The sequence below is a fragment of the Brevundimonas sp. ZS04 genome, assembly GCF_001956865.1.
GTDB classification, from domain to species: Bacteria; Pseudomonadota; Alphaproteobacteria; order Caulobacterales; family Caulobacteraceae; genus Brevundimonas; species Brevundimonas diminuta.
In genome coordinates this window covers 129,776-153,263 of the sequence record NZ_MTHE01000002.1, presented here as the reverse complement: position 1 = coordinate 153,263, position 23,488 = coordinate 129,776, and the positions used below count along the sequence as shown (strand labels likewise).

Genomic DNA, 23,488 nt, shown 5'->3' with positions numbered 1-23,488 from the left:
CGGCTAGCCTGCCGGATGGGCCGAGCGGAAGCCGACGGCGAGCCGGTTCCAGACGTTGATCGCTCCGATGGCGAAGGTCAGGTTCACCTGTTCGGTTTCAGTGAACTGGGCCTTGAGCACGGCGTAGTCCGCATCGGACGCCTGGGTCTGTTCGATGCGGGTCAGGCTTTCGGCCCAGGTCAGGGCGGCGCGTTCGCGCGGGCTGAACAGCGAGGATTCCCGCCACGCCGCCAGCAGATGCAGGCGCACCTCGCTCTCGCCCGCCTTGCGGGCGTCGGCGGCGTGCATGTGCAGGCAATAGGCGCAGCCGTTGATCTGGGACACGCGGATCTTCACCAGTTCCAGCAGGTTGTGCTCAAGGCCGCCGGCGGCGACGGCCTGTTCCAACCGCACCATCGCCTGATAGGCTTCGGGAGCGGCCTTGGCGGGGCTGGCGAGGCGTGGGGTCATGTCATGTCTCCTACGAGCGTGAGTGCGCGTCGCCTCCATGACGAGACAGGGCGGCGGAGTGTGACATGACCACGCGGATCAGGGCTGCAGACGCTCCAGCACCGTGGTGATGACGCGCTCATAGGCGTCGGTCAGGGCGCGCAGTTCGGCCTCAGGCACGCGCTCGTCGACCTGGTGCATGGTCTGGCCGACCAGACCCAGCTCCAGCACCGGGCACAGTGAACGAATGAAGCGGGCGTCGGAGGTGCCGCCGGTGGTCGAGGCTTCCGGACGGCGGCCCAGCACGGCTTCCACCGCGTCCTGCACGGCGCTGACGAAGACGCCGGGCTCGGTCAGGAAGGCCTCGCCCGAGCACATGTGCTCCAGCTCGATCCGCAAGCCCGTCTCGGCCTGAAGCGCGCCCGCCTCGCGGTTCAGCCAGTCGATCAGGCCGTCGCCGGTGTGGGTCGGGTTGAAGCGGATGTTTAGCCGCGCCTTGGCCTCCGCTGGAATGATGTTGCTCGCCGGATTGCCCACGTCGATGGTGGTGATCTCCAGGTTCGACGGCGGGAACTCGGGGTAGCCCTCATCCAGCACGTGGGCGTCGAGACGGGCCAGCAAGCGGGCGATGACCGGGGCCGGATTGGCGGCGCGGTCGGGATAGGCGACGTGGCCCTGCTTGCCGAAGACGGTGATCCAGGTGTTCAGCGAGCCGCGCCGCCCGACCTTGATCATGTCGCCCAGGTGGTGGGCCGAGGACGGCTCTCCGACCACGCAGGCGTCGATGACCTCGCCCTCGGCGGCCAGAGTCTGGACCACCCTCTTGGTGCCGTGCAGGGCCGGGCCTTCCTCGTCGCCGGTGATCAGGAAGGACAGGGATCCTTCGATCTCGTCTCGGGCCAGCACGCGCGAGACGGCGGCGACCCAGGCGGCGATGCCGCCCTTCATGTCCACGGCGCCGCGGCCGTACAGGACGCCGTCGCGGGTCTCGCCCTCGAAGGGGCCGGCGCTCCAGGCCTTCAGGTCGCCGATCGGCACCACGTCGGTGTGGCCGGCGAAGCAGAGGTTGGGCGAGGCGGTGCCGCGCCGGGCGTAGAGGTTCTCGATGCGCGCGTCGTGGCCGACGCCGCTCGGTCCTTCGAACACCATGCGGCGGCAGGCGAAGCCCAGGCCGGTCAGGGCGCGCTCCAGCACGTCCATGGCCCCTTCGTCGGCGGGGGTGACGGAGGGGATGCGGATCAGGTCGCGGGTCAGTTCGACAGGATCGATGACGGAATGTGATGCGGCGTTCATGAGGCTATTGCTTTAGGCATATCCCGCACTCGCGAGAAGGCCCGAAAACCGTGCCGAAGATCGACATCGACGCCGCCCCGACCCTCAACGGAACCGGATACCCGGACGAATTCGCCGCGCCGTGCAAGCCGCGCCGTCGCCAGCGACTGGGCGATGCGGTCGGGCTGGACCAGTTCGGAGTCAATCTGCTGCGCCTGCCCGCCGGGGCCTGGTCCAGCCAGCGCCACTGGCACGCCGCTGAAGACGAGTTCGTCTGGGTGCTGGACGGTGAGGTGGTGTTGGTCGAGGACGAGGGCGAGACGATCCTGCGCGCCGGCGACTGTGCGGGCTTCAAGGCGGGCGTCCCCAACGGCCACAAGATCGAGAACCGCAGCGATCGCGAGGCGGTCTTGCTGGAAGTCGGCTCGCGCCGCCCGGCCGACGACGCCTGCGACTATCCCGACATCGACATGATCCTCCCCCATGCCCCTCCTCTGGGCGCCGATCGCTATTTCCACCGCGACGGAACCCCCTATCCGAAGACGCCCAGACGAACGTGACGACCGACAATACCTCCGCTTCTCGCCCTGACGACGGCCCGTCCAGTCCCTGGAGCATTCCCGACTTCCGCCTGTTGTGGCTGGGGCGCGTGGCGGCGGTTCTGGGCATCCAGATCCAGTCCTCGGCCCTGTTGTGGCAGGTCTATGAGATCGCCCGGCGCGACCGTCCGATCGAGGAGGCCAGCCTCTATCTGGGGCTGGTGGGGCTGTGCCAGTTCCTGCCGTTGCTCGCCTTCACCCTGCCCGCCGGGGCCATGGCCGACCGGCGCGACCGCAAGCACACCGTCACCCTGTCGATCATCGTCGAGGGCATGTGCGCGGGCGCCTTCCTGCTGATGGCGCTGCACGGTTCGCCGCCGCTGTGGGGTCTGCTGGCGGTGGCCGCCGTCTTCGGCGCGGCGCGCGCCTTCCTGGCTCCGGCCAGCCAGGCCTTCCTGCCGATGGTGGTGGGGCGCAGGGCCCTTCCGCCCGCCATCGCCGCCCAGTCCATCGCCTTCCAGACCGGGGCCATCGCCGGTCCGGCCCTGGGCGGGGTCATCGTCGCCGTGTCCGTGCCGATGGCCTACGCCTCGGCCATGGCGCTGTTCCTGGCGGCGATGGCCTGCTTCATCTTGATCCGCACCAAGGGCAAGCCGCAGGTCGATCCGTCTAAGCTGGGTCCGGTGCAGCAGGTCAGGGAAGGCCTGGCCTATGTGTGGAAGACCAAGATCGTGCTGGGCGCGATCTCGCTGGATCTGGTCGTCGTCCTGCTGGCGGGCGTGGCCCTGCTGACCCCGATCTTCGCGCGCGACATCCTGCATGTCGGGGCTGTCGGCTTCGGCCTGCTGCGGGCCTCGTTCGGGGTGGGGGCGCTGATCATGGCCCTGTATCTCAGCCGCTTCCCCATCGTGCGCCACGGCGGACGGTGGATGTTCGGGGCGGTGGCCGTGTTCGGCGTCTGCACCCTGATTTTCGGCTTGTCCAAGAGCGTCTGGCTGTCAGGGGCGGTGCTGTTCCTGGGCGGGGCGGCGGACATGATCAGCGTCAACATCCGCCAGACCCTGATCCAGCTGGCCACGCCCGATCATATGCGCGGGCGGGTGTCGTCGGTGTCCATGCTGTTCATCGGCGCCTCGAACGAACTGGGCGAGGCCTATTCGGGCGTCATGGTGCGCCTGCTGGGCCCGATCGGCGCGGCGGTGTTCGGCGGGATCGGCGCCCTGGCCGCGACGGGGGTCTGGGCCAAGACCTTCCCCAGCCTGAGGAAGGCGAACAGGCTGACCTGATGCGCTCAAAATGATCCTTCTCCCCTTGTGGGCGAAGGTGGGCGCCCAAGGCGCTTGGATGAGGGGGGTGAGCGCTGCGGTCAGCCGATTGCGGCGCCGCCTTCCATGCGAGACATGACGAACGGCGGCGACGTCACCCCTCATCCGTCATGCTTCGCATGCTGCCTTCTCCCTCAAGGGGAGAAGGGCAGATCAGCCCCAGGGGCGGAAGTGTTTCGACAGCTTGAGACCCTGGCTCTGGTAGTGGCTGCCGCCTTCGCCATAGAGGCGCGAGGGCCGTTCCGTCAGCGGCTCATAGACCAGTCGGGCGACGATCTGGCCGTGCTCCAGCAGGAAAGGGGTGTCGTGGGTGCGGACTTCCAGCACGCCCTTGGAGCCGGCGCCGTGGGCCTCGTCCGTGCCGAAGCCGGGGTCGAAGAAGCCGGCGTAGTGGACGCGGAACTCGCCGACCGATGGGTCGATCGGGGTCATCTCGGCGGCCTGATCGACCGGGATCTCCACATCGTCCGACGAGGCCAGGATGTAGAACTCGCCCGGATCCAGCAGTAGTTCGCCCCGGCGCAGGGTCAGCGGCTCCCAGAAGTCGCGCGGGTCGTGGCCGTCGATGTGATCCATGTTGACCACGCCCGCATGGCGGCGACCGCGATAGCCGACGACGCCGTTGTCGCCCGCGCGCAGGTCGACGCCGACGCTGCGGGTCTCCAGCTTGGGCGGCTCCCCCGCCTTGAGACGCAGCTGGTTCAGGCGGGTGCCCGGCTTGACCAGGATGGAGAAGGTCTGGGGCGCGATCTCGAGATAGAGGGGGCCGTCATAGCCCTCGTCCACATCGTCGAAGCTGCCGCCCTGATCGGTCAGCAGGCGCACGAAGACGTCGACGCGGCCGGTCGAGCTCTTCGGATTGGCGCGGGCGTTCAGCCCCTTGGGCAGGCTGAGGCGCTCTTGCAGGCGGGCGATGTAGACGCAGCCCTTTTCCATCACATAGCCGCTGTCGGGCAGGTCGATGGCGTGCATGGCGACGTCGGCGATGCGTTCCTCGACGCGGCGCTGGCCGGGCAGGAAGGAGGCGCGCACGCGCCAGGCCCGGTCGGACAGGCGCAGGTCCAGGCTGGCCGGCTGGACCTGATCGACGTCGAACGGGGTGTCGGAGGCGATGGCGCCGATCGCGATCAGGGTCTCAATGCCCTGGAAGGGAAGGATGCCGGGCTGGTCGGGAATGGAAAAGCGGGTCATGCCGTCCTGTTCTCACACGGATTTTCTCGTCTGTGTAGCTTGTCGGCGACGACAGACGCTTGAACCCCGCGTACGGCGGGACGCATATAGCGCATGCACTCCGCTCCTGCCTATACCGCCGAGACCGAAGGCGTCGTCGTTCGCGTCCGCCCCTCCTATCTGGCGGGCCAGTCGGACCCGGCTGAGAGCCGCTGGGTCTGGGCCTATCAGGTCGAGATCGTCAATCTGAGCGGCGGCCCGGTGCAGCTGGTGGCCCGGCGCTGGACCATCACCGACGCCCTGGGCCGGGTCGAGGAGGTGCGCGGCCCCGGCGTGGTCGGCGAACAGCCGGTGATCGAGCCGGGCGACAGCTACGCCTACGCCTCGGGCTGTCCGCTGACGACGCCCTCGGGCTCCATGGTCGGCGCCTATTTCATGCAGGACGCCGAAGGCCGGATGTTCGAAGCCGCCATTCCGGCCTTCAGTCTGGACGTGCCGGATCCCCGGCGCGTTCTGAACTAGCTGCGCCGCACCGCCGTCAGCCGCAACAACTGCGGCGTCAGCAACAGCACCAGGATCGGAGCCGCGGCGAAGAGGGCGGACAGCCAGAAGGCGGCCGAGGCTGCGCCTTCTACCCCGCCGGGCGTCGCGATCCCGGCGACGTTGGCGATCATGCCTGCGCCCGCCGCGCCCATGGCGATGGCGAACAGCTGAACCGTAGTCATGGCGCCGCTGGTCAAGCCGCGCTCGTCGTCGGGGGCGTTTTGGAACACCCGCGTCACCAGGGCCGGCCAGACCAGGCCGATGCCGAAACCGACGAGGAACAGACCCAGACACACGCCCGCCAGCACGCCTGCGCCTCCGGCCGTCTCGATCGGCAGGAAGACCGACATCAGGATCAGCCCGCCCAGCATCAGCAGGGGGCCGGCGAGCAGCAGGCGCGTGCCCGATCCGCCCTGCCAGCGACTGCTGGCCAGGGTGGCGAAGGTCCAGCCGAAGGCCATCAGGGCGGCCAGATACCCGGCCCACAGCGGCGACTGGGCGTGCAGGGTCTGCAGCAGATAGGGTACGAATGTCTCGGCCTGCATTCCCGCCATCAGCAGGGCGATGGTCAGGTAGAGCACGCCCAGCGGCGTCTTCAGGCTGAAGGACCGGCGCGGCAGAAGGCGCGCCTGCGAACGTCCGTCGACCACCGCGATCAGGACCACCAGGGCGACCGCCGCGCCCAATCCGGCCAAGTTCCACGCCAGCAGCGGCGACAGGCTTCCGGCCGAGACGCTGAGCACGGCGCCGGACAGCAGGAGCAACTGGAACAGGGGCAGGCGGCCGCCGCCCTCTCGCGCTCCGTCGCGGCCCGGCAGTGCGGTCAGAGCCAGCAGGATGAACAGCCCCGCCACCGGGATCAGGGAACCGAAGGCCAGCCGCCAGGCGTCCATCTCGGCGAACAGACCGCCGATAGCCGGGCCGATCAGGGTGGCGACGCCGAACATGGCCGAAATGACGCTGATGACCCGGCCCCACAGAGCCTCGAGGAAAACGATGCGGGTCACGGCGTAGGCCAGGGCGTAGAGCAGGCCACCGCCGAACCCCTGAATGAAGCGGCCGCCCAGCATCACCGGCATGGAGGGCGCGAGGGCGCAGATCAGCGAGCCGCCCGCGAAGATCAGGGCCGCCGCCGCATAGGCTGCGCGCGGGCCTGTGGCGCGCAGAAAGGGGGCGGTCACAGCCGCCGCCAGAATGGAGGCCAAGACGAACAGGGTCGTGGTCCAGGCGTAGAAGTCCAGTCCGCCGATATCCTGCACCGCCGAGGGCATGACGGTGGTGGCGATGTAGATGTTGACGGAATGCAGGACGACGCCGCCCGCGAGGACCAGGGCGTAGACGCCGTTGCGTCCGCTCAGAAGCGTACTCCAGCCCGGCGGGGCGTCGTTGGGTATGTCGGTCATATCGGCTCTCAAGGAGGCGGCGGGGCTGCCGCAAGCCGATGAGCCTGTAGAACCTCAAGTAGACTTGAGGTCAAGCGCGCTTCGGTCAGACCGGCGGGATCAGATGTCGCGGGCCCGGCCCCTCCAGGCTCAACACGTCGTCGGGGTTGCGCAGCGGGCATTCGTCCAGCGACAGGCAGCCGCAGCCGATGCAGCTGGTGATCTGGTCCCGCAGCTGAGTCAGGGCGGTGATCCGATCCTGCAGCATGGCGCGCCAGGTCTCGGAGAAACGACGCCAGTCGGCGGCGCTGGGCGCGTGCTCATGCGGCAGGTCGGCCAGGGCTTCGCGCACCGTCGCCAGGGGAATGCCCGCACGCTGGGCGATGCGGATGATGGCGATGCGGCGCAGGACGGCGCGGGGATAGCGGCGCTGGTTCCCCTCGGTGCGCCAGCCCGCGATCAGGCCTTCGGCGTCGTAGAAGTGGATGGTGGAGACGGCCACGCCGCTGCGTCGCGCCGTTTCGCCGACCGACAGGGCCGATTTCAGCGCGGACATGAGCAAACCTCGAGCATGGCTGAGGTATGGCGGGGGCGACGGCGGCGCGCAACCGGTCGGCTGTGCGGTCAATCCAGCCCTCAAGCAGCGCGAGGCGCGGTAGGGCTGCGAAAAGTCTCAAGCAGCGCGAGGCGCGGTAGGGCGGCGTGAGGCCAAACAAAAAACCCCCGCCGAAGGCGAGGGCCTGGAGGGGACTGCGTCAACCCGGATGAACCGCAGTCCCGCCCCGGAGCCCGTCGGAAGCTGACGGGGCGGACGGCGGCCCCTTTAGGAGGCGTTCGTGTCGGCCATAGGGCCGAAACTCGACGACGCGGCGGCTCCGCTGCTCAAGCAGGGAGCCGCCGCGCGGCGAGCGATAGCAGGCTTAAATGTACCGGCGCAGGCTGCGGGCCAGGTCGGACGAGGCGTCCTTGCCGGCGCTCTTGCGGACCTGGGGCTGGTAGGCGACGCGGGCGTGCTCGACGCAGTAGACGCCTTCCGACGCGCGACGGCCGCAGAAGCTGAAGTCGCTGGTCGAGGGGTCGCCGATCGGCCATTTGCACATGTGGGCGCCCAGCGTCAGCACGGTGGCGGTGCCCGCCAGTTCCGGCGCGGGGGCCGGGACCGAAGCTTGCGGCGCGGCGGCGACCATGGGGCGCGGAGCCACGGCCTCGATGCGGCGCGGGGCCGACGGGGCCTGCACCGGCGCGGCCGGGGCGGCGGCGCGCGGACGGGCCGGGCGGAAGGTGGTGCGGGCGGGCTGCGACGGGGCGGCCCGACCCGACAGGCCGAGGCGGTGCACCTTGCCGATCACGGCGTTGCGGGTCACGCCGCCGCCCAGAGCCTTGGCGATCTGGCTCGCTGACTGGCCTTCCAGCCACAGCTTCTTGAGCGCGCCGACGCGGTCTTCGGTCCAGCCTGGGTTCATGTCGCCCTCCTGCGGAGAAGTCGGATTCAATATCTTGTGCCGGAGTCTGAATTTCGGCCCCTCATCACGCCTCTAATCGTAAATCACCCCTTAAAACACGCAATATGTGGGAATTCACCTGTCCACAGAAACTACATCTAGTATGGTTAATGTCCCGATTTGACTCAATTTCTTGGGCGTCATCCACAGGGGCTGCGCCTTGCGAAACCGGCTTGGCTGTCGCATCTGAGGCGGCATGACGCACCTGATCGCCGGTTCCGACGCCTCTTCCGCCGCACCTCACGGCCTGCCCCAGCCTCGTCGCTATGACGGGATCAACTGGGTGGGGCTGCGCACTCTCTACCTGAAGGAGGTTCGTCGTTTCTGGAAGGTGGGCGCCCAGACGGTAGCGGCGCCGGTGGTGACGACCTTGCTCTACATGATGGTCTTCGTGGTGGCGCTGAAGGGAGCGCGGCCGCCGCTGCACGGCACGCCTTTCGCCGAGTTCGTCGCGCCGGGCCTGATCATGATGGCGATCCTGCAGAACGCCTTCGCCAACGCTTCGTCCAGCCTGATCCAGGCCAAGATCATGGGCACGGCCACCGACTTTCTGACTCCGCCGCTCAGCCCGCTGGAGCTGACGGTCGGCTTCACCCTGGGCGCGGCGACGCGCGGCGTGGCGGTGGGGCTGGTGACGGCGATCTGCGTCATGCCGTTTGCGAAGCTGGGGCTGGCCAACATCGCCCTGATCGTCTGGTTCGGCCTGATCGCCTCCCTGCTGATGGGCATGGTAGGCGTGCTGGCGGGCCTGTGGTCCGAGAAGTTCGACCATCTGTCGGCGGTGCAGAACTTCGTGGTCATGCCGATGACCTTCCTGTCGGGCACCTTCTACCTGGTCGACAGCCTGCCGGAGCCTTTCGCCAGCATCAGCAAGTTCAATCCCTTCTTCTACCTGATCGACGGCTTCCGGGCGGGCTTCATCGGTCATGCCGAGGGCAGCCTGATGGTCGGCGTGGTCATGAGCGCCGTGCTGACCGTGGTCATGGGCGCAGCCTGCTGGCTGGTGTTCCGTTCGGGCTGGCGGCTGAAGAGCTGAGTCCAGATGCGGTCGCATCTGAACCGATTTCGCTTTAAGCAAGGCGTCGAGCGCGAGGCGAGGGGTCTCGCGAAAGGGGCCTCGCCATGTCGTTTCACCTTCGCCTGAAAGCCGCTGTGAGCGGCGCCTGCCTGGCCGTCGTCTGCCTGACGGCCGCGCCCTCTTTCGCCCAGGATCGCGCCGCCGATCTGCGTGCACAGGTCGGCGCCTACGCCAAGCCCTCCAACGCCGAGCGTCTGGAGGTGCTGTTGAACCAGCTGCGAGCCGAGGGCTTTGCGCCCACGGTCGAGACCTTCGAAGGCGGCGGCCGCGCCGGTCCGATGCAGGGCTCCAACGTCGTCGTCGTCATCGGCGAGGGCGAGAAGGAGATCCTGCTGACCGCCCACTACGACGCGGTGAAGCTGCGCGACGGGACGATGGCCGACGGTCTGGTCGATAACGCCGGCTCGGTGGTCGCCCTGATCGAGGCGGCCAAGATCCTGCGCGAGGCGCCGCTGTCGCACCGCATCCGCATCATCTTCTTCGACCAGGAGGAGCTGGGCCTGATCGGCGCCAAGAAGTGGATCGAGGCGCATGGGATCGCCAATATCGCGGCCGTGGTGAACTCGGACGTCGCCGCCTACGGCGACACCATGATGTACGGCCAGAACAATGGGGCGCAGTCGGCCTTCGTCACCCGCGCCGTGCAGGAGCTGTGCGCCGAGCGCGCCCAGCAGTGCGTCGGCTTCCCCGAATATCCGCCGTCCGACGACCGAGCCTTCTCGGCGGCGGGCGCGCCGGTGGTCTCGCTCGGTTTCCAGGATGAGGTCGGCGCCCACCAGATGTGGCTGGCCTTCAACGGCGGCGAGGCCAACGGCCTGGCCGAGGGCTTCGTCCCTCAGGTCTTCCGCGTCATCCACTCCAAGGACGACGCCATCGCAGCGGTCGAAGGCCATACCATCGACCTGGCGGGCCGGACCTATGCGGCCCTGATCCAGAAGCTGGATGCGCAACTGCGCTGAATTCGCGCCCCTCGCGGTGTTGACTAAGCGGAAATAGCGCCCGACAAGTTCGTCGCCCTTTTCCAAAGCGGTCCCGTCGCAGGCGCGTCGGGACCGTCTCGCTTTATGGAGTCTGCCAAGTGTCCGGTCATCTGATGGGTGTCTACAATCGCGCGCCGCTGGAAGTGGAGCGCGGCCAGGGCGTCCGCCTCTGGTCCACCGACGGCACGGAATACCTGGACTGCGTCTCGGGCATCTCGACCAACGCCCTGGGCCACGCCCACCCCAAGCTGGTGCAGGCGGTCAAGGATCAGGCCGAGAAGCTGTGGCACGTCTCCAACATCTTCAAGATTCCGGGGCAGGACGCCCTGGCCGACTCCCTGTGCGAGAAGTCGTTCGCCGACGTCGTCTTCTTCACCAACTCGGGCACCGAGGCGATCGAGTGCGCCCTGAAGACGGCGCGCAAATTCCACGTCGCCAACGGCCAGCCTGAGCGCATCGACATCTACGGCTTCGACGGCTCGTTCCACGGCCGCACCTACGGCGCCATCAACGCCGCCGCCAACCCCAGCTACACCGAGGGCTTCGGGCCCAAGATGGAAGGCTTCCATCAGCTGAAGTGGGGCGACAAGGCCGCCCTGACCGCCGCCTTCGAGAACCCGAACACGGCCGCGATCATCCTGGAGCCGGTTCAGGGCGAGGGCGGCTGCCGCGCCACGCCGGACGCCGATCTGCGCTGGATGCGCGAGATGGCCGACAAGTACGGCGTCCTGATCATCTTCGACGAAGTCCAGTGCGGCATGGGCCGGACCGGCAAGCTGTGGGCCCACGAATGGGCTGGCATGACGCCGGACATCATGGCCATCGCCAAGGCCCTGGGCGGCGGCTTCCCCATCGGCGCCTGCCTGGCCACCGCCGAGGCGGCCAAGGGCATGACGGTCGGCGTGCACGGCTCGACCTTCGGCGGCAACCCGCTGGCCATGGCCGTCGGCCAGGCGGCCTTCGACGAAGTGTCGTCGGACGCCATCCTGGACAACGTCAATGAGGTCGCCGGCTATCTGACCCAGCAACTGCACGGCCTCAAGGAGCGCTTCCCTGACGTGATCGTCGAGGTGCGCGGCAAGGGTCTGCTGCTGGGCGTCAAGCTGGTTCCGAACAACCGCGAGTTCATGGGCTGGGCTCGTGACGAGGCCAGGCTGCTGGTCGCCGGCGGCGGCGACAACCTGGTCCGTGTCCTGCCGCCGCTGAACATCACCCTCGACGAGGCCCGCGAGGCCATCGAGAAGTTCGAGAAGGCCTGCGAGTTCGCCCGCACCAAGGTCGCGGGCTGACGCTGTTTCTCCCTCCCCTTCATGGGGAGGGGCCGAGCCGCGAGGCGAGGCCGGGTGGGGACGCTTTCTTCTACCTCCAGACTTTCGCAGGGCCGCCCCCACCCGGTCCCTGCGGGACCACCCTCCCCATGAAGGGGAGGGAGAAGGCTTGGTCATGGTTCGTCACTTCCTCGACATCCACCGCCTGGACGCAGCTGATCTGCGCGCCATTCTGGACGACGCCCACGCCCGAAAACGCGCCCGAAAAGGCTGGCTCCAGGGCCGCGCCGACGCCGATGCGCCGGGCAAGGACCGCGTCCTGGCCATGATCTTCGAGAAGAACTCGACGCGCACCCGCTTCAGCTTCGACGCGGCCATCCGTCAGCTGGGCGGCGACTCTATCATCGCTACCGCCGCGGACATGCAGCTGGGCCGGGGCGAGCCGGTCGAGGACACGGCTCGCGTCCTGTCGCGCATGGTCGACGCCGTGATGATCCGCGCCAACGACCATGAGGACGTCGAGCGCTTCGCTCGCGTCTCGACCGTGCCGGTGGTCAACGGCCTAACCGACCGCAGCCACCCGTGCCAGATCCTGGCCGACCTGATGACCATCGAAGAGCATCGCGGCCCGATCAAGGGCAAGATGATCGCCTGGATCGGCGACGGCAACAACGTCTGCCACAGCTTCATGCACGCCGCGCCCAAGTTCGGCTTCCACCTGCACGTCGCCTGCCCGGCGGAATACCACCCCGACCTGCGCGACCTGGAGAAGGGCGGCGTCCACGTCCACCTGACCAGCGACCCGCGCGAGGCGGTCAAGGGCGCCGACGTCGTCGTCACCGACACCTGGGTGTCGATGGGCGATCAGGACTATGAGGCCCGCTTGGCCGCCTTCGAGCCTTACGGCGTCGACGAGGCCCTGATGGCCGAGGCGGCCGACGACGCGGTCTTCCTGCACTGCCTGCCCGCCCACCGCGGCGAAGAGGTGACCGACGCCGTCATCGACGGCCCGCAGTCGCTGATCTGGGACGAGGCCGAGAACCGCCTGCACGCTCAGAAGGCGGTCCTGGCCTGGTGCTTCGGAGCTTTCTAGGTCGCCCTAACGCGCTTCGCGCTGCTTGAGGGCGAATTAGGCCTAGCGCAGGTTGACGTCGACCACGTCGCCGGCGTCCGGCTCCTTGCCGGTCAGGTTGGCGCGGGCGATCTCGAAGGCGAACTTCATCAAGCCGCCGTCGCTGACCCAGACCCGGCCGTCGTCGCCGTCGAAGCGCAACAGGGTCAGGCGGGGATCGTCCTTGCCGTCCGGATACCAGGCCGACAGCATCGGGTTCCAGTAGCGTTCGATGACGTCCCGGTCGTGGCCATGCACCGACAGGGCGCCGTGGATGCAGGCCCAGACCTTCTGGTCCTTGGAGCCATAGCTGAACATGGCCGTCTGTCCCGGCGTCGCCGCGTCGCGCGCCAGGTCGGTGTCGTCGCGGGTGAAGAACCAGATGGTTCCGGTCTCGGCCTCGCGAAAGGCGGTCATCGGCTGGCTGTGATAGCCGGGGCGATCCAGTCCCAGCATCCCGGTGTTGCTGGACTTCAGGCTTTTCCAGAAGGCCTCTTCGGCCTCGGCGGGCGTCAGGTGCTTGTCGGTCAAGATCGTCTCCTGTCTCGTCGTTCGGGGAGACAGGACAACCAACCCGGCGCCGGAGCGTTCCCGTCTAGAACGGCGCCGCGGACGGCAGAGGCCGCCCGCTCAGCTCCGCCAGCAGGTGGATCAGCAGGAAGAAGACCAGGGCGGCCGCCAGCAACATGATGAAGCGCCACGGCATCATGCGCGGGCCGCGCATGATGTCTGTCGGCCGCGACCCTCGCCACCCCGCGAAGACGACGACGGCGATCGAGACGATCAGCAGGATCAGGGTGAGCGTGGCGTCCATGACGCCGCCAGTTGGGGCGCCCGAGGCGGCGATGCAAGCGCTCGGGCGCGCAGGATCGCCAGCGTGGCCGTATTTCTTGATGCGCGGTTAATCTAAACGCGGCATTAACCATGTCGGGCGCATCAGCGGCCTGTCGGCTGCCGTCGGCGACTCGCGACGAGGCGCCACATCTAGCGGTTAACGACACGTTTACACGCTTTATCTGGAAGGATACCGTTCGCGCCATGGGTCGGGAGGCGAATCAGTGACCGCAGCGGCGCCGTGGAGCGTGAAGGGCATCGATCCCAAGGCGCGCGAGATCGCCAAGGATCTGGCGCGACGTTCGGGCATGACCCTGGGCGAGTGGCTGAACTCCATGATCATGGACGAGCCGGACGACGACGACGGCGTCGCCACCCTGCCGCGCCGGTCGCCCATTCCGGACCCCTATGACCGCCGCAGCCGCTCGCGCCGCCTGGACGACGTCTATGGCGAGGATGCGCACAGGCATGAAGGCCTGGGCCGCCATGAGAACCTGGGCCGCATGGGCGCTTCGCTGGAGGTGATCGCCGAGCGTCTTGAGGCGGCCGAGCGCCGCTCGACACTCGCGATCCAGGGCATCGACCAGGCCGTGGCCGGTCTGGTGCGCCGTCTTGAGACGCAGGACGAAGCCGAAGCCGCCAAGGCCCGCCGCATCGACGATATCGCCGAAGAGCTGCGCGAGGGCCATCGTCGCCTGCGTCGTCTGGAGCAGGACGCCGGGACCGAGGCGCGCGAAGGCCTGGACAAGCTGGACGCGGCCCTGACCGCCGTCTCCACCCGTCTCTATGAGATGGACGAGCGCCAGCGCGCGGGCGTCAGCGAGCTGCGCGACCGCATCGAGGCGGTCGAGAAGGCGGCTGGGCCGGGCGCCGGAACCTCCCTGCTGTCGCAGGTCGGCGTGCGTCTGGACGACGCCCAGTCGCGCACCTCTGATGCGCTGAAGGGATTGGAGCGGTCGTTCGCCGCCCTGGATCTGCGGATGCGCGACGCCGAGCGCCGCATCGAGCCGGACCACGCGCGCGAGGCCTCGCGTTTCGAGAAGCTGGCCGAGAGCCTGACGCGCCAGGTCGAGTCCAGCCGCACCGAGATGATCCGCCGTCTCGACGCCGTCGAGACCGAGGGACGCGTCGAACGGATCGAACGCGCCCTGGCCGCCATCGGCGATCAGGCCCGCGCCGCCGAGCAGCGCTCGGCCGCCGCGGTCGAGGGCATGGGCCGCGAGATCATGCGGATCGCCCGCAACCTCAACGGCCGGGTCGAGAAGGTCGAAGCCGGCGGCGTGGGACCGTCGGACGCCCGCATCACGGCGCTGGAGCAGAAGCTGCAGCGCGACCTGGCCCGCCATGCTGAGACGGTGGACCAGCGTCTGACCCAGGCCGACGATCAGCACGCCCTGGCGCTGGAGCGTCTGGGCGGCGAGATCGCCCGCATCTCGGATCGCCTGAGCGAACGCATCGCCCAGTCCGAGCGCCGCTCGGCCCAGGCTATCGACGATATCGGCCGCCGTCTGTCGGAGAGCGCCGACAAGATGCATCAGCGCCACGAGAGCGCCTCGGGCGATCTGGCCGAACGGATGCGTCAGAGCGAGGAGCGCACGGCGCGCCTGCTGGCCGACGCCCGCGACAGCATGGAGCAGCGCGCCGATCGCGCCCCGCGTCGCGCCCCGCCGCTGGAAAGCCCCGACCCCGCGCCCTGGACCCCGGCGGAAACCGCCAGCGGCGACTGGCGCGCGACGGCCTTCGCCGATCCGGTCGAGGATTGGTCCGTCGAGCCTGTGATGGGCGACGCCCCGACGACCGTGTCGGATTTCGCATCGGGCGCTGAGAACATCTTCGGCGATCCGCTGGAGACTGACCTTCTGGAGACCGAACCGAAGACGGCTGCGCCGTTCGGCCGGGTCGCGGCCGACGCCTGGCCGCAGGCTGCGTCTCTGGAGGATGAAGACCTGTTCGGCGGCGCGGACGTCAGCGACATTCTGAACGCTGCGGCCGATCAGGACGCCGACCGTCAGCCGTTCGACCTCGGCGAGGCGGCGGACGTCGACGACTTCTCGGCCGAGCTGGATTTCGTTACGCCGCAAGAGCCGGCGCAGGAGCCTGCTGCGGCCTCGACCCGCGACGTGTTGGAGGCCGCTCGCGCGGCCATGGCGCCCGAAGACGAGGCCGCGCCGCGTCAGGCCTTCGGCCTGGCTAAGCGCGGCGGCAAGTCCAAGCTGCAGGAGCGTCTGGACAAGCAGGCCGGCCGTCAGAGCTCGACCATGCGCACGGCGCTGGGCGCCATGGCCGTGGCGGCCCTGGGCGTCGTCGGCGGCTACGCCACCTTGCAGGTGGCGGGCGGTTCGGGCCTGACCCTGCCCGGCGGCTTCACCCTGGCGCCGACGTCGAGCGACGATGCGGCGCCCGCTGAGACGACGGCGCCGATCGCGGCCCTGGCGCTGGACGCCGCGCCGACGGACGCCGTGCCGTCGCCCGATGCGGCGGCGACCGAGGGCGCGGGCCTGTTCGCACGCGCGGTGCAGATGCTGGACAACGGCGACGACGGCGGGCTGGAGCCCCTGACCCGCGCCGCCAACCTGGGCTACGCCCCGGCGCAGCTGCGCCTGGCCAGCCTGTATCAGGACGGCGCCGCCGGGCTGACGGCGGATGAGGCCGAGGCGCGCGCCTGGGCCCGCCGGGCCGCCGAGGCGGGCGACGCCAAGGCCATGCATTTCTACGCCATGCAACTGTATGACGGCGTCGGCGGCGCGCAGAACCGCGCCGAGGCCCTGGCCTGGCTGACCAAGGCGGCGACCGCCGGACGGGTCGACAGCCAGTACAACGTCGCACAACTGCTGGAGAAGGGCGACCAGGGCGTGGCTCCCAATCGGGTCGAGGCGTTCAAGTGGTACATGATCGCGGCCCGGCGCGGCGACCAGCAGGCCCTGGCCTCGGTGCAGCGCCTGACCTCTGGCCTGTCGGCGGCCGACCGCCGCACGGCGCGCGAGGCGGCCGACGCCTTCACCGCCCCGGCCGCCTGATCGGCGCACGACGCGTTCAACCGGGGGTGGCGGTTCGCCGCAGGGGCCGCTAAGACCGAAGGCCTAGTCGCCTTTCCGGCGCCGATTGCCTGTCCTTCCAGCCGAAGGCGCGTGCCGTGGATATTTACCTGCCGATCGCCGAAGTCTCGGTGAACTGGCCGCTCCTGGTTCTGCTGGGGGCGCTGGTCGGATTCGTGTCCGGTCTGTTCGGCATCGGCGGCGGCTTCCTGATGGCGCCGGTTCTGGTCTTTCTGGGCATCCCGCCGACGGTGGCGGTGGCCAGCCAGGCCAGCCACGTCGTCGCCTCCTCGACCTCGGGCGTCATCCGCTATTCCGGCATGAAGGCGGTCGACTACCGCATCGGCGGCATCATGGCTGTCGGCGGGGCGCTGGGCGCCGTGCTGGGCGTCGAGCTGTTCCGCTACCTGCGCCTGCTGGGTCAGGCCGACCTGGTGGTGGCCCTGTCCTATCTGCTGTTCCTCGGCTCGATCGGCAGCATGATGCTGTACGAAAGCCTGACGCAGATCCTGCACCGCGTCCGGGGCGAGACGCCGCCGCGCAAGGAGCGCCGCCGCCCCATGTGGCTGTACGGCCTGCCGTTCAAGATGCGTTTCCCGCGCTCGGGCCTCTACATCAGCGCCATTCCGCCGCTCGGCCTGGGCGTGTTCGCAGGGATTCTGTCGGCCATCATGGGGGTGGGCGGCGGCTTCATCCTGGTGCCGGCCATGCTCTATGTGCTGCGGATGAAGGCCAGCGTGGTCGTCGGCACCAGCCTGTTCCAGATCATCATCACCACGGCCATCACGACGGTGCTGCAAGCCGGGCGCAACCAGACGGTGGACATCGTCCTGTCGACCATCCTGCTGCTGGGCGGGGTGGTGGGGGCCCAGTACGGCGCCAAGCTGTCGGGCCGGTTCCGCGCCGAGGAAATGCGCGCGGCCCTGGGGCTGATCGTCCTGCTGGTCGGCATCCAGATGGGGCTGGAGCTATTCGTGCGGCCTGGCGACCTGTTCCTGCTGGCGCCGGGAGTGGCGGACTGATGTTCCAGGTTCTGCCGCCCGAGCCGCCGCCCGTCGCCGCCGCGCCCGAGATCATCATCGAACGCTCGGCCGCCACGACCGAGGATGTGCGGATCGCCGCCGCCCTCACGGACGCGCGGGTGGACGTGGACTCGGGGTTCAAGGGGGCGTCGATCGTCCTCTACGGCGCCGTGTTCAACCCGACCGACACGCCCGCCGACGTGGTGGTGGTGGTGCGCGGCCCCGACGCGCCGGTTCGCCTGGTCAAGAAGACGCGCAACATGGGGGTCTGGCTGAACAGCCGCCCGGTGCTGTTCGAGGGAGCGCCCGGCTTCTACATGACCGCTTCTACGCGGCCGCTGAGCGACATCGCCGACTTCGGCCAGTTGCGCCGTCTGGGCGTGGGGGTGGACCACCTGCGCATCGACGCGCCGGAAGAGGCCCGCACCGTCACCCGCTACGGCGTGCGCGACGTGGTCATCAGCCGCTTGGGCGAGGACTATCTGGATTGGCGCCGCGCCGTGATCCGGCTGAAGGAGGCGGCGGCCCTCTACGACACCGATCCCAAGGGGGTGGAGTTCGTCGATCGAGGCCTGTTCCGCGCCGAGGTCAAGCTGCCCGCCGTGGCCCCGACCGGCAAATACTACGCCGAGGTCTGGCTGTTCCAGGAAGGGACGCCGGTGTCGGTGTCCAACCTGACCCTGACGGTCGAGAAGGTGGGGCTGGAGCGCGACATTTATGAGTTCGCCCACCGCCGGCCGTGGAGCTACGGCGTGCTGTGCGTACTGCTGGCGGCGATGACGGGCTATGCGGCGTCGCGGGTGTTCCGGAGCCGGTGACTTCTCACCCGCTCATCCCGGCGGACGCCGGGACGAGCGGAGGTTGGGGTTGCGCTCAAGCAGCGAGCGACCGCGTTGCGAGCGATAGCGCCAACAAAAAGGGCGGCCCGCGAAGGCCGCCCTTTCCGTTTCAGTCTGTGCCTGAGCCTCAGGCCGCCTTGGTCTGCGGCGCGAAGCGGCCGTAGAAGGTATCGTCCTTGGCGGCCATGTCGCGCAGAAGCTGCGGAACCTTGAAGCGGTCGCCGTATTTGACGGCCAGTTCGTCGGCCTTGGCCACGAAGGCCTTCAGTCCGGTCTGGTCCATGAAGGTGATGGGGCCGCCGGTCCAGGGCGCGAAGCCCCAGCCCAGGATGGCGCCCAGGTCGCCCTCGCGCGGGTCGTCGATGACGCCCTCTTCCCAGCAACGGGCCACTTCCACCGCCTGGCGATACAGCAGGCGGGTCTTCAGTTCGTCGATGGCGGCCAGCGCCTCGGGGCTTTCGCCGAAGGCGTCGCCCTTGGTGGTCGGGGCCAGTTCGGCCAGACCCGGCCAGATGACCTTGGGCTTCTGGTCGTAGTCGTAGAAGCCCTTGCCGTTCTTGCGGCCGTAGCGGCCCTGTTCGACCATGGTGGCGACGATCTGCTCGCCCTCGGTCGGGACGTATTTGTCGCCCAGATCCTCGCGGGTCTGTTTGGCGATCTTGTACGACAGGTCCAGGGCCACGTCGTCGTGCATCTCCAGCGGGCCGCGCGGCATGCCGGTCATGCGGCCGACGTTGTCGATCAGCACGGGCGAATAGCCCTCTTCCAGCATGGCCATGCCTTCCATCAGGAAGGTCGAGAAGCAGCGCGAGGTGTAGAAGCCGCGGCTGTCATTGACGACGATCGGCGTCTTCTTGATCTTCAGGACATAGTCCAGCGCCTTGGCCAGGGCCGCGTCGCCGGTCTTCTCGCCCATGATGATCTCGACCAGCATCATCTTGTCGACGGGCGAGAAGAAGTGGATGCCGATGAAGTCCTCGGGCCGGACGCTGGCCTCGGCCAGGCCGGTGATCGGCAGGGTCGAGGTGTTGGAGCCGAACACGGCGCCCTCAGCCAGTTGAGCCTCGGCGCGCTTGGTGACGTCGGCCTTGATCTCGCGGTTCTCGAACACGGCCTCGATGACCAGGTCCGAGCCCTTGATCAGGTCATAGTCCGTCGTCGCCGTGACCAGGGCCAGGGTGGCGTCGAACTTCTCCTGGGTCATCTGACCGCGCGACAGGCGCTTCTTCAGCAACTCCTCGACGTGGGCCTTGCCCTTGTCGGCGGCTTCCTGGGTCTGGTCGATCAGCACGGTCTCGATGCCGGCCATGACCTGCACATAGGCCACGCCCGCGCCCATCATGCCGGCGCCCAGGACGCTGACTTTCTTGGGGTCGGACTTGGGTACGCCCGCCGGGCGCACGGCGCCCTTGTCCAGTTCCTGCTTGGACAGGAACAGGCTGCGGATCATGGCCTGGGCCTGGGGCGTCATCAGGGTCTTGATGAAGTAGCGCGTCTCGATGCGCAGGCCCGCCTCGATCGGCACCTGCACGCCTTCATAGACGGCCTTCATCATGTTCAGCACGGCCGGATAGTTGCCGTAGGACTGCTTGCGCAGGATGGCGTTGCCCATGATGAAGACTTGGGCGCCCGCCGGGTGGTAGGGGCCGCCGCCGGGGATCTTGAACTTGGGATCGTCCCACGGCTGGACGGCCTTGCCGCCGTTCTTGATCCAGGCCTTGGCGGCCGCGACCGACTGGCCCTTCTCGACGACCTCATGGACGACGCCGGCGCCCTTGGCGTCGTTCGGACGCCAGGACTTGCCCTCGGCCATCTGCATCAGGGCGGTCTGCACCCCGATCAGGCGCGTCAGGCGCTGGGTGCCGCCGCCGCCGGGGAAGAGGCCGACCTTGATCTCGGGCAGGCCCAGCTGGATCTTCGGGTCGTTCTCGACGACGCGATAGTGGCAGGCCAGGGTGAACTCCAGCCCGCCGCCTAGCGCCAGGCCGTTGATGGCCGCCGCCACCGGCTTGCCCGAGGTTTCCAGCGCGCGGAAGGCGCCGTTCAGCGCCCAGCCGGTGTCGAACGCCTTCTGCAGGTCGCCGCCGCCGGCCAGCATGCCCGAGGCCATGTCGCCCAGGTCCGCCCCGGCGCAGAAGCCGGTCGTCTTGCCCGAGGTCAGGACCACGCCCTTGATGGCGTCGTCGGTCTTGATCTTTTCGACCAGGGCCGGGATCTCGGCGATCACGGCCGAGGTCAGGGTGTTCATCGAACGGCCCGGCACGTCGAAGGTCACGAGCGCGACGCCGTCGGCGTCGATGTCGATCTTGAAGTTTTCCATAGTCATTCGCTCCCGGATCAGACGCGTTCGATGACGGTGGCGGTGCCCATGCCGCCGCCGATGCACAGGGTGGCCAGGGCCGTCGACTTGTTCGAGCGTTCCAACTCGTCCAGCACCGTGCCCAGGATCATGGCGCCGGTGGCGCCCAGCGGGTGGCCCATGGCGATGGCGCCGCCGCAGACGTTGATCTTATCGTGCGGGATGTCGAGCGCCTGCATGTAGCGCAGCACCACAGCCGCGAAGGCCTCGTTCAGTTCATACAGATCGATGTCGCCCGGCTGCATGCCCAGCTTGCCCAGCAGCTTGCGGGTGACGGGCTCGGGGCCGGTCAGCATGATCGACGGCTCGGAGCCGATCGAGGCGCCGCCCAGAATCTTCGCGCGGGGCTTCAGGCCCAGGGCCTCGCCCATCTCCTTGGAGCCGACCAGAATGCCCGCCGCGCCGTCGACGATGCCGGACGAGTTGCCCGGCGTGTGGACGTGGTTGACGCCCGCCGCCTCGGGGTAGCGCTGGTTGATCACGGCGTCGAAGCCCATGCCGCCCATCATGACGAAGGAGGGGTTCAGCCCGCCCAGGGTCTGCATGTCCGTCTTCGGACGAATGGTCTCGTCACGGTCCAGCTGGGTCAGGCCGAGCTGGTTCTTGACCGCGATCACCGATCGATCGAAGCGGCGCTCGGCCCAGGACTGTGCGGCGCGCTTGTGGCTTTCGACGGAATAGGCGTCCACGTCGTCGCGGCTGAAGCCGTATTTGGTGGCGATCATGTCGGCCGAGACGCCCTGCGGCACGAAATAGGTCGGGAAGGCCGCCGAGGGATCGGTCGGCCAGGCGCCGCCGTCGGAGCCCATGGGCACGCGGCTCATGGCCTCGACGCCGCCGCCGACGGCCATGTCGGCCTCGCCGGACTTCACCTTGGCGGCGGCCATGTTCACGGCTTCCAGGCCCGAGGCGCAGAAGCGGTTGATCTGCACGCCCGCCGTCTCCTGGCCCCAGCCGGCCGACAGCACGGCGGTGCGGGCGATGTCCGAGCCCTGCTCGCCCACCGGCGACACCACGCCCAGAATCACGTCGTCGACCTTGGCGGTGTCCAGGCCGTTGCGGTCGCGCAGGGCTTCCAGAACCTGGGTCGCCAAGCTCAGGGCCGTGATCTCGTGCAGGCTGCCGTCCTTCTTGCCCTTGCCGCGCGGGGTGCGCACGGCGTCGTAGATGTAGGCGTCGGCCATGGAGCGTCTCTCTCTTGTTGTGCCCCTACCGTTTGCTGCGCGGCAGCGAACTGCATGAGGGACGGGTTCTTGGTGTCCCTATCGCTCGGCGCGCGGCGCCTCGCTGCATAAGGGACGGGGTGGCGTCTTGGTTGGGAGGCGGTGGGCGGACGGATCCGATCATCGCGTCTGGAATTGAAACTCAGGTCGTTAGAAAGCCGACGTTTACGTCAACGTCAAGTAACAAGGCGCGTGAGGTCGCCGGATGTGAAAAGGGCGGGCCGTCGTGCGCGGCCCGCCCTGTGTTCTTAGCCTCAGCGGCGCGCCAGCCGCACCAGCTTGCCGTTCTCCTCGTCGGTGACGACCCAGACGGCGCCGTCAGGCCCGACCGCCACGTCGCGGATGCGTTCGCCCAGGCCGGTCAGCAGCCGCTCTTCGCCGACCACGCGGCCGTCCTGCAGCACCAGACGAACCAGATGCTTGCCGCCCAGGCCGCCGATCAGGGCGTTGCCTTTCCAGTCGGGGAACATGGCGCCGTCGTAGAAGGCCATGCCGCCCGGCGCGATCACCGGATCCCAGTAGTAGACTGGCTGGACGGTGCCTTCCTGCGTCGTCGTCGCGCCGGGGATGGCGTCGCCGCTGTACTCGATGCCGTAGGCCGCGCCCGGCCAGCCGTAGTTGGCGCCAGCCTTCTCCAGGTTCAGTTCGTCGCCGCCGCGCGTGCCGTGCTCGATGCTCCAGACCGCGCCGGTTCCCGGCTGGACGGCGATGCCCTGCGGGTTGCGGTGGCCGTAGGACCAGATCTCGGCCAGGGCGCCTTCGCGGCCGACGAAGGGGTTGTCGGACGGGACCGAGCCGTCGGCGTTGATGCGGATGACCTTGCCGTGGTGCGAGGCCAGACTCTGGGCCGTCGGCCGCATCGGCTTGTCCGAGCGTTCGCCGATGGTGATGTACAGCTTGCCATCCGGGCCGAAGACCAGGGAGGAGCCGAAATGCTTGTCCCCGTCATAGGTGTCCTTGACCTGGAAGACGACCTGCACGTTCTCGACGCGGCTCAGGTCGTCCGACAGGCGCCCGCGGGCCACGGCCGTGCCGTTGCCGCCGTCTCGCGGCTGGGCGTAGGACCAGTAGATCATCCGGTCCTGGGCGAAGGTCGGGCTCAGGATCACGTCCAGCAGGCCGCCCTGGCCGCGCGCCGCCACGGCGGGCAGGCCGCTGATCGGCGCGCCGATCCGGCCCTGGGCGCTGACGACGCGCATCCGGCCCGGCTTTTCCGTCACCAGCCACTGGCCGTCCGGCAGCAGGGCCAGGCCCCACGGATGCTCCAGCCCTTCGGCCACGACGGCGTGCTGCATGGCGATCGTGGTGCTGACCGACGGGGCGCGGGTCTGGCCTTCGAGCGCCGGCTTCTGATCCGGGTTGTTGGGCGGGCGGGTCTCGACCGGCGCGCCCGTGGCGGCGGAGGACGGCGCCTCATCCTGTCCATTGGCCCCGCAGGCGGCGAGAACCAGGGCGGCGGCGGAAGCGGCGAAGAGGGCGGGGCGCAGCATGGCGGCTCCTGAACAGCGTGGCTTTGAACGGTCAGGATGCCGCCTCGACGCGCTTTGCGCGAGCCGAAACGCGCCGCGACCGATAGT

21 protein-coding genes are annotated in these 23,488 nt (G+C 68.8%); 10 read left to right on the top strand and 11 right to left on the bottom strand.

The window, feature by feature from the left end:
- Positions 1-3 precede the first annotated feature (3 nt).
- Together BJP32_RS03860 and dapE are read right to left on the bottom strand one after the other, a co-directional pair.
- Positions 4-450 (bottom strand): carboxymuconolactone decarboxylase family protein, encoded by a 447-nt coding sequence (locus BJP32_RS03860; RefSeq protein ID WP_046652517.1) that lies wholly within the window; start codon positions 448-450, stop codon positions 4-6.
- A gap of 78 nt (positions 451-528) precedes the next feature.
- Positions 529-1,722 (bottom strand): succinyl-diaminopimelate desuccinylase, encoded by a 1,194-nt coding sequence (gene dapE, locus BJP32_RS03855; protein WP_046652516.1) that lies wholly within the window; start codon positions 1,720-1,722, stop codon positions 529-531.
- A 50-nt stretch (positions 1,723-1,772) separates the two neighbouring features.
- Between dapE and BJP32_RS03850 the strand changes: the two genes are divergently transcribed.
- Both BJP32_RS03850 and BJP32_RS03845 read left to right on the top strand, forming a co-directional pair.
- A complete protein-coding gene (locus BJP32_RS03850) occupies positions 1,773-2,261 on the top strand; it encodes a cupin domain-containing protein (RefSeq protein ID WP_046652515.1) in 489 nt (162 codons plus the stop codon).
- On the top strand, positions 2,258-3,526 hold the full coding sequence (locus BJP32_RS03845; RefSeq protein ID WP_046652514.1) for an MFS transporter: 1,269 nt from the start codon (positions 2,258-2,260) through the stop codon (positions 3,524-3,526). Before BJP32_RS03850 ends, BJP32_RS03845 begins: the two co-directional genes overlap by 4 nt.
- Before the next feature lie 192 nt (positions 3,527-3,718).
- Here BJP32_RS03845 and BJP32_RS03840 read toward each other — a convergent pair whose 3' ends face one another.
- The gene (locus BJP32_RS03840; RefSeq protein WP_003166349.1) at positions 3,719-4,756 is read right to left on the bottom strand and encodes a 2'-deoxycytidine 5'-triphosphate deaminase; all 1,038 of its coding nucleotides are present in this window, start codon (positions 4,754-4,756) and stop codon (positions 3,719-3,721) included.
- Between the two features lie 93 nt (positions 4,757-4,849).
- Between BJP32_RS03840 and apaG the strand changes: the two genes are divergently transcribed.
- A complete protein-coding gene (gene apaG / locus BJP32_RS03835; protein WP_046652513.1) occupies positions 4,850-5,257 on the top strand; it encodes a Co2+/Mg2+ efflux protein ApaG in 408 nt (135 codons plus the stop codon).
- On the opposite strand, the gene BJP32_RS03830 is transcribed toward apaG, so the two are convergent.
- From BJP32_RS03830 to BJP32_RS03820, 3 genes are all read right to left on the bottom strand, one after another.
- The gene (locus BJP32_RS03830) at positions 5,254-6,681 is read right to left on the bottom strand and encodes an MFS transporter (protein ID WP_046652511.1); all 1,428 of its coding nucleotides are present in this window, start codon (positions 6,679-6,681) and stop codon (positions 5,254-5,256) included. The genes apaG and BJP32_RS03830 overlap by 4 nt on opposite strands.
- A gap of 85 nt (positions 6,682-6,766) precedes the next feature.
- A complete protein-coding gene (gene soxR / locus BJP32_RS03825; protein WP_003166347.1) occupies positions 6,767-7,216 on the bottom strand; it encodes a redox-sensitive transcriptional activator SoxR in 450 nt (149 codons plus the stop codon).
- A 364-nt stretch (positions 7,217-7,580) separates the two neighbouring features.
- Positions 7,581-8,123 carry a GcrA family cell cycle regulator gene (locus tag BJP32_RS03820; RefSeq protein ID WP_076222992.1) on the bottom strand — a complete coding sequence of 181 codons (543 nt, stop codon included), beginning with the start codon at positions 8,121-8,123 and terminating at the stop codon, positions 7,581-7,583.
- 235 nt (positions 8,124-8,358) lie between these two features.
- Here BJP32_RS03820 and BJP32_RS03815 point away from each other — a divergent pair, with 235 nt between their 5' ends.
- The 4 genes from BJP32_RS03815 (at position 8,359) to argF (ending at position 12,581) form a co-directional block, all read left to right on the top strand.
- Positions 8,359-9,198 (top strand): ABC transporter permease, encoded by an 840-nt coding sequence (locus BJP32_RS03815; protein ID WP_076222990.1) that lies wholly within the window; start codon positions 8,359-8,361, stop codon positions 9,196-9,198.
- Between the two features lie 86 nt (positions 9,199-9,284).
- Positions 9,285-10,199, top strand: a complete 915-nt coding sequence (locus BJP32_RS03810) for a M20/M25/M40 family metallo-hydrolase (protein ID WP_076222988.1) — start codon at positions 9,285-9,287, stop codon at positions 10,197-10,199.
- A 134-nt stretch (positions 10,200-10,333) separates the two neighbouring features.
- On the top strand, positions 10,334-11,509 hold the full coding sequence (locus tag BJP32_RS03805) for an aspartate aminotransferase family protein (protein ID WP_046652833.1): 1,176 nt from the start codon (positions 10,334-10,336) through the stop codon (positions 11,507-11,509).
- Between the two features lie 148 nt (positions 11,510-11,657).
- A complete protein-coding gene (argF, locus tag BJP32_RS03800; protein ID WP_233126702.1) occupies positions 11,658-12,581 on the top strand; it encodes an ornithine carbamoyltransferase in 924 nt (307 codons plus the stop codon).
- A 42-nt stretch (positions 12,582-12,623) separates the two neighbouring features.
- On the opposite strand, the gene BJP32_RS03795 is transcribed toward argF, so the two are convergent.
- Together BJP32_RS03795 and BJP32_RS03790 are read right to left on the bottom strand one after the other, a co-directional pair.
- Positions 12,624-13,130 (bottom strand): pyridoxamine 5'-phosphate oxidase family protein, encoded by a 507-nt coding sequence (locus BJP32_RS03795; protein WP_076222984.1) that lies wholly within the window; start codon positions 13,128-13,130, stop codon positions 12,624-12,626.
- A gap of 64 nt (positions 13,131-13,194) precedes the next feature.
- Complete coding sequence (locus BJP32_RS03790; protein WP_003166340.1) at positions 13,195-13,413, bottom strand: hypothetical protein; 219 nt, start codon at positions 13,411-13,413, stop codon at positions 13,195-13,197.
- Positions 13,414-13,657: 244 nt separating this feature from the next.
- Here BJP32_RS03790 and BJP32_RS03785 point away from each other — a divergent pair, with 244 nt between their 5' ends.
- From BJP32_RS03785 to BJP32_RS03775, 3 genes are all read left to right on the top strand, one after another.
- The gene (locus BJP32_RS03785; RefSeq protein ID WP_233126700.1) at positions 13,658-16,450 is read left to right on the top strand and encodes a tetratricopeptide repeat protein; all 2,793 of its coding nucleotides are present in this window, start codon (positions 13,658-13,660) and stop codon (positions 16,448-16,450) included.
- Between the two features lie 116 nt (positions 16,451-16,566).
- Positions 16,567-17,490, top strand: coding sequence for a sulfite exporter TauE/SafE family protein (locus BJP32_RS03780; RefSeq protein WP_040346327.1), 924 nt, complete (start codon positions 16,567-16,569; stop codon positions 17,488-17,490).
- Positions 17,490-18,308 (top strand): TIGR02186 family protein, encoded by an 819-nt coding sequence (locus BJP32_RS03775; RefSeq protein ID WP_076222980.1) that lies wholly within the window; start codon positions 17,490-17,492, stop codon positions 18,306-18,308. The genes BJP32_RS03780 and BJP32_RS03775 overlap by 1 nt, the downstream gene beginning before the upstream one ends.
- Before the next feature lie 148 nt (positions 18,309-18,456).
- Here the strand turns inward: BJP32_RS03775 and BJP32_RS03770 are convergent, their stop codons facing one another.
- The 3 genes from BJP32_RS03770 to BJP32_RS03760 form a co-directional block, all read right to left on the bottom strand.
- The gene (locus BJP32_RS03770; protein ID WP_076222978.1) at positions 18,457-20,649 is read right to left on the bottom strand and encodes a 3-hydroxyacyl-CoA dehydrogenase NAD-binding domain-containing protein; all 2,193 of its coding nucleotides are present in this window, start codon (positions 20,647-20,649) and stop codon (positions 18,457-18,459) included.
- 17 nt (positions 20,650-20,666) lie between these two features.
- The gene (locus BJP32_RS03765) at positions 20,667-21,872 is read right to left on the bottom strand and encodes an acetyl-CoA C-acetyltransferase (protein ID WP_003166334.1); all 1,206 of its coding nucleotides are present in this window, start codon (positions 21,870-21,872) and stop codon (positions 20,667-20,669) included.
- 293 nt (positions 21,873-22,165) lie between these two features.
- Positions 22,166-23,398 (bottom strand): PQQ-dependent sugar dehydrogenase, encoded by a 1,233-nt coding sequence (locus tag BJP32_RS03760; protein WP_083673878.1) that lies wholly within the window; start codon positions 23,396-23,398, stop codon positions 22,166-22,168.
- Positions 23,399-23,488: the final 90 nt, after the last annotated feature.

Bases quoted from the DNA above. Each gene is read 5' to 3' on its own strand.
- BJP32_RS03860 (WP_046652517.1), bottom strand. From the start codon at position 450: ATGACCCCACGCCTCGCCAGCCCCGCCAAGGCCGCTCCCGAAGCCTAT.
- dapE (WP_046652516.1), bottom strand. From the start codon at position 1,722: ATGAACGCCGCATCACATTCCGTCATCGATCCTGTCGAACTGACCCGC.
- BJP32_RS03840 (WP_003166349.1), bottom strand. From the start codon at position 4,756: ATGACCCGCTTTTCCATTCCCGACCAGCCCGGCATCCTTCCCTTCCAG.
- apaG (WP_046652513.1), top strand. From the start codon at position 4,850: ATGCACTCCGCTCCTGCCTATACCGCCGAGACCGAAGGCGTCGTCGTT.
- BJP32_RS03830 (WP_046652511.1), bottom strand. From the start codon at position 6,681: ATGACCGACATACCCAACGACGCCCCGCCGGGCTGGAGTACGCTTCTG.
- soxR (WP_003166347.1), bottom strand. From the start codon at position 7,216: ATGTCCGCGCTGAAATCGGCCCTGTCGGTCGGCGAAACGGCGCGACGC.
- BJP32_RS03820 (WP_076222992.1), bottom strand. From the start codon at position 8,123: ATGAACCCAGGCTGGACCGAAGACCGCGTCGGCGCGCTCAAGAAGCTG.
- BJP32_RS03815 (WP_076222990.1), top strand. From the start codon at position 8,359: ATGACGCACCTGATCGCCGGTTCCGACGCCTCTTCCGCCGCACCTCAC.
- BJP32_RS03810 (WP_076222988.1), top strand. From the start codon at position 9,285: ATGTCGTTTCACCTTCGCCTGAAAGCCGCTGTGAGCGGCGCCTGCCTG.
- BJP32_RS03805 (WP_046652833.1), top strand. From the start codon at position 10,334: ATGGGTGTCTACAATCGCGCGCCGCTGGAAGTGGAGCGCGGCCAGGGC.
- BJP32_RS03790 (WP_003166340.1), bottom strand. From the start codon at position 13,413: ATGGACGCCACGCTCACCCTGATCCTGCTGATCGTCTCGATCGCCGTC.
- BJP32_RS03775 (WP_076222980.1), top strand. From the start codon at position 17,490: ATGTTCCAGGTTCTGCCGCCCGAGCCGCCGCCCGTCGCCGCCGCGCCC.
- BJP32_RS03770 (WP_076222978.1), bottom strand. From the start codon at position 20,649: ATGGAAAACTTCAAGATCGACATCGACGCCGACGGCGTCGCGCTCGTG.
- BJP32_RS03765 (WP_003166334.1), bottom strand. From the start codon at position 21,872: ATGGCCGACGCCTACATCTACGACGCCGTGCGCACCCCGCGCGGCAAG.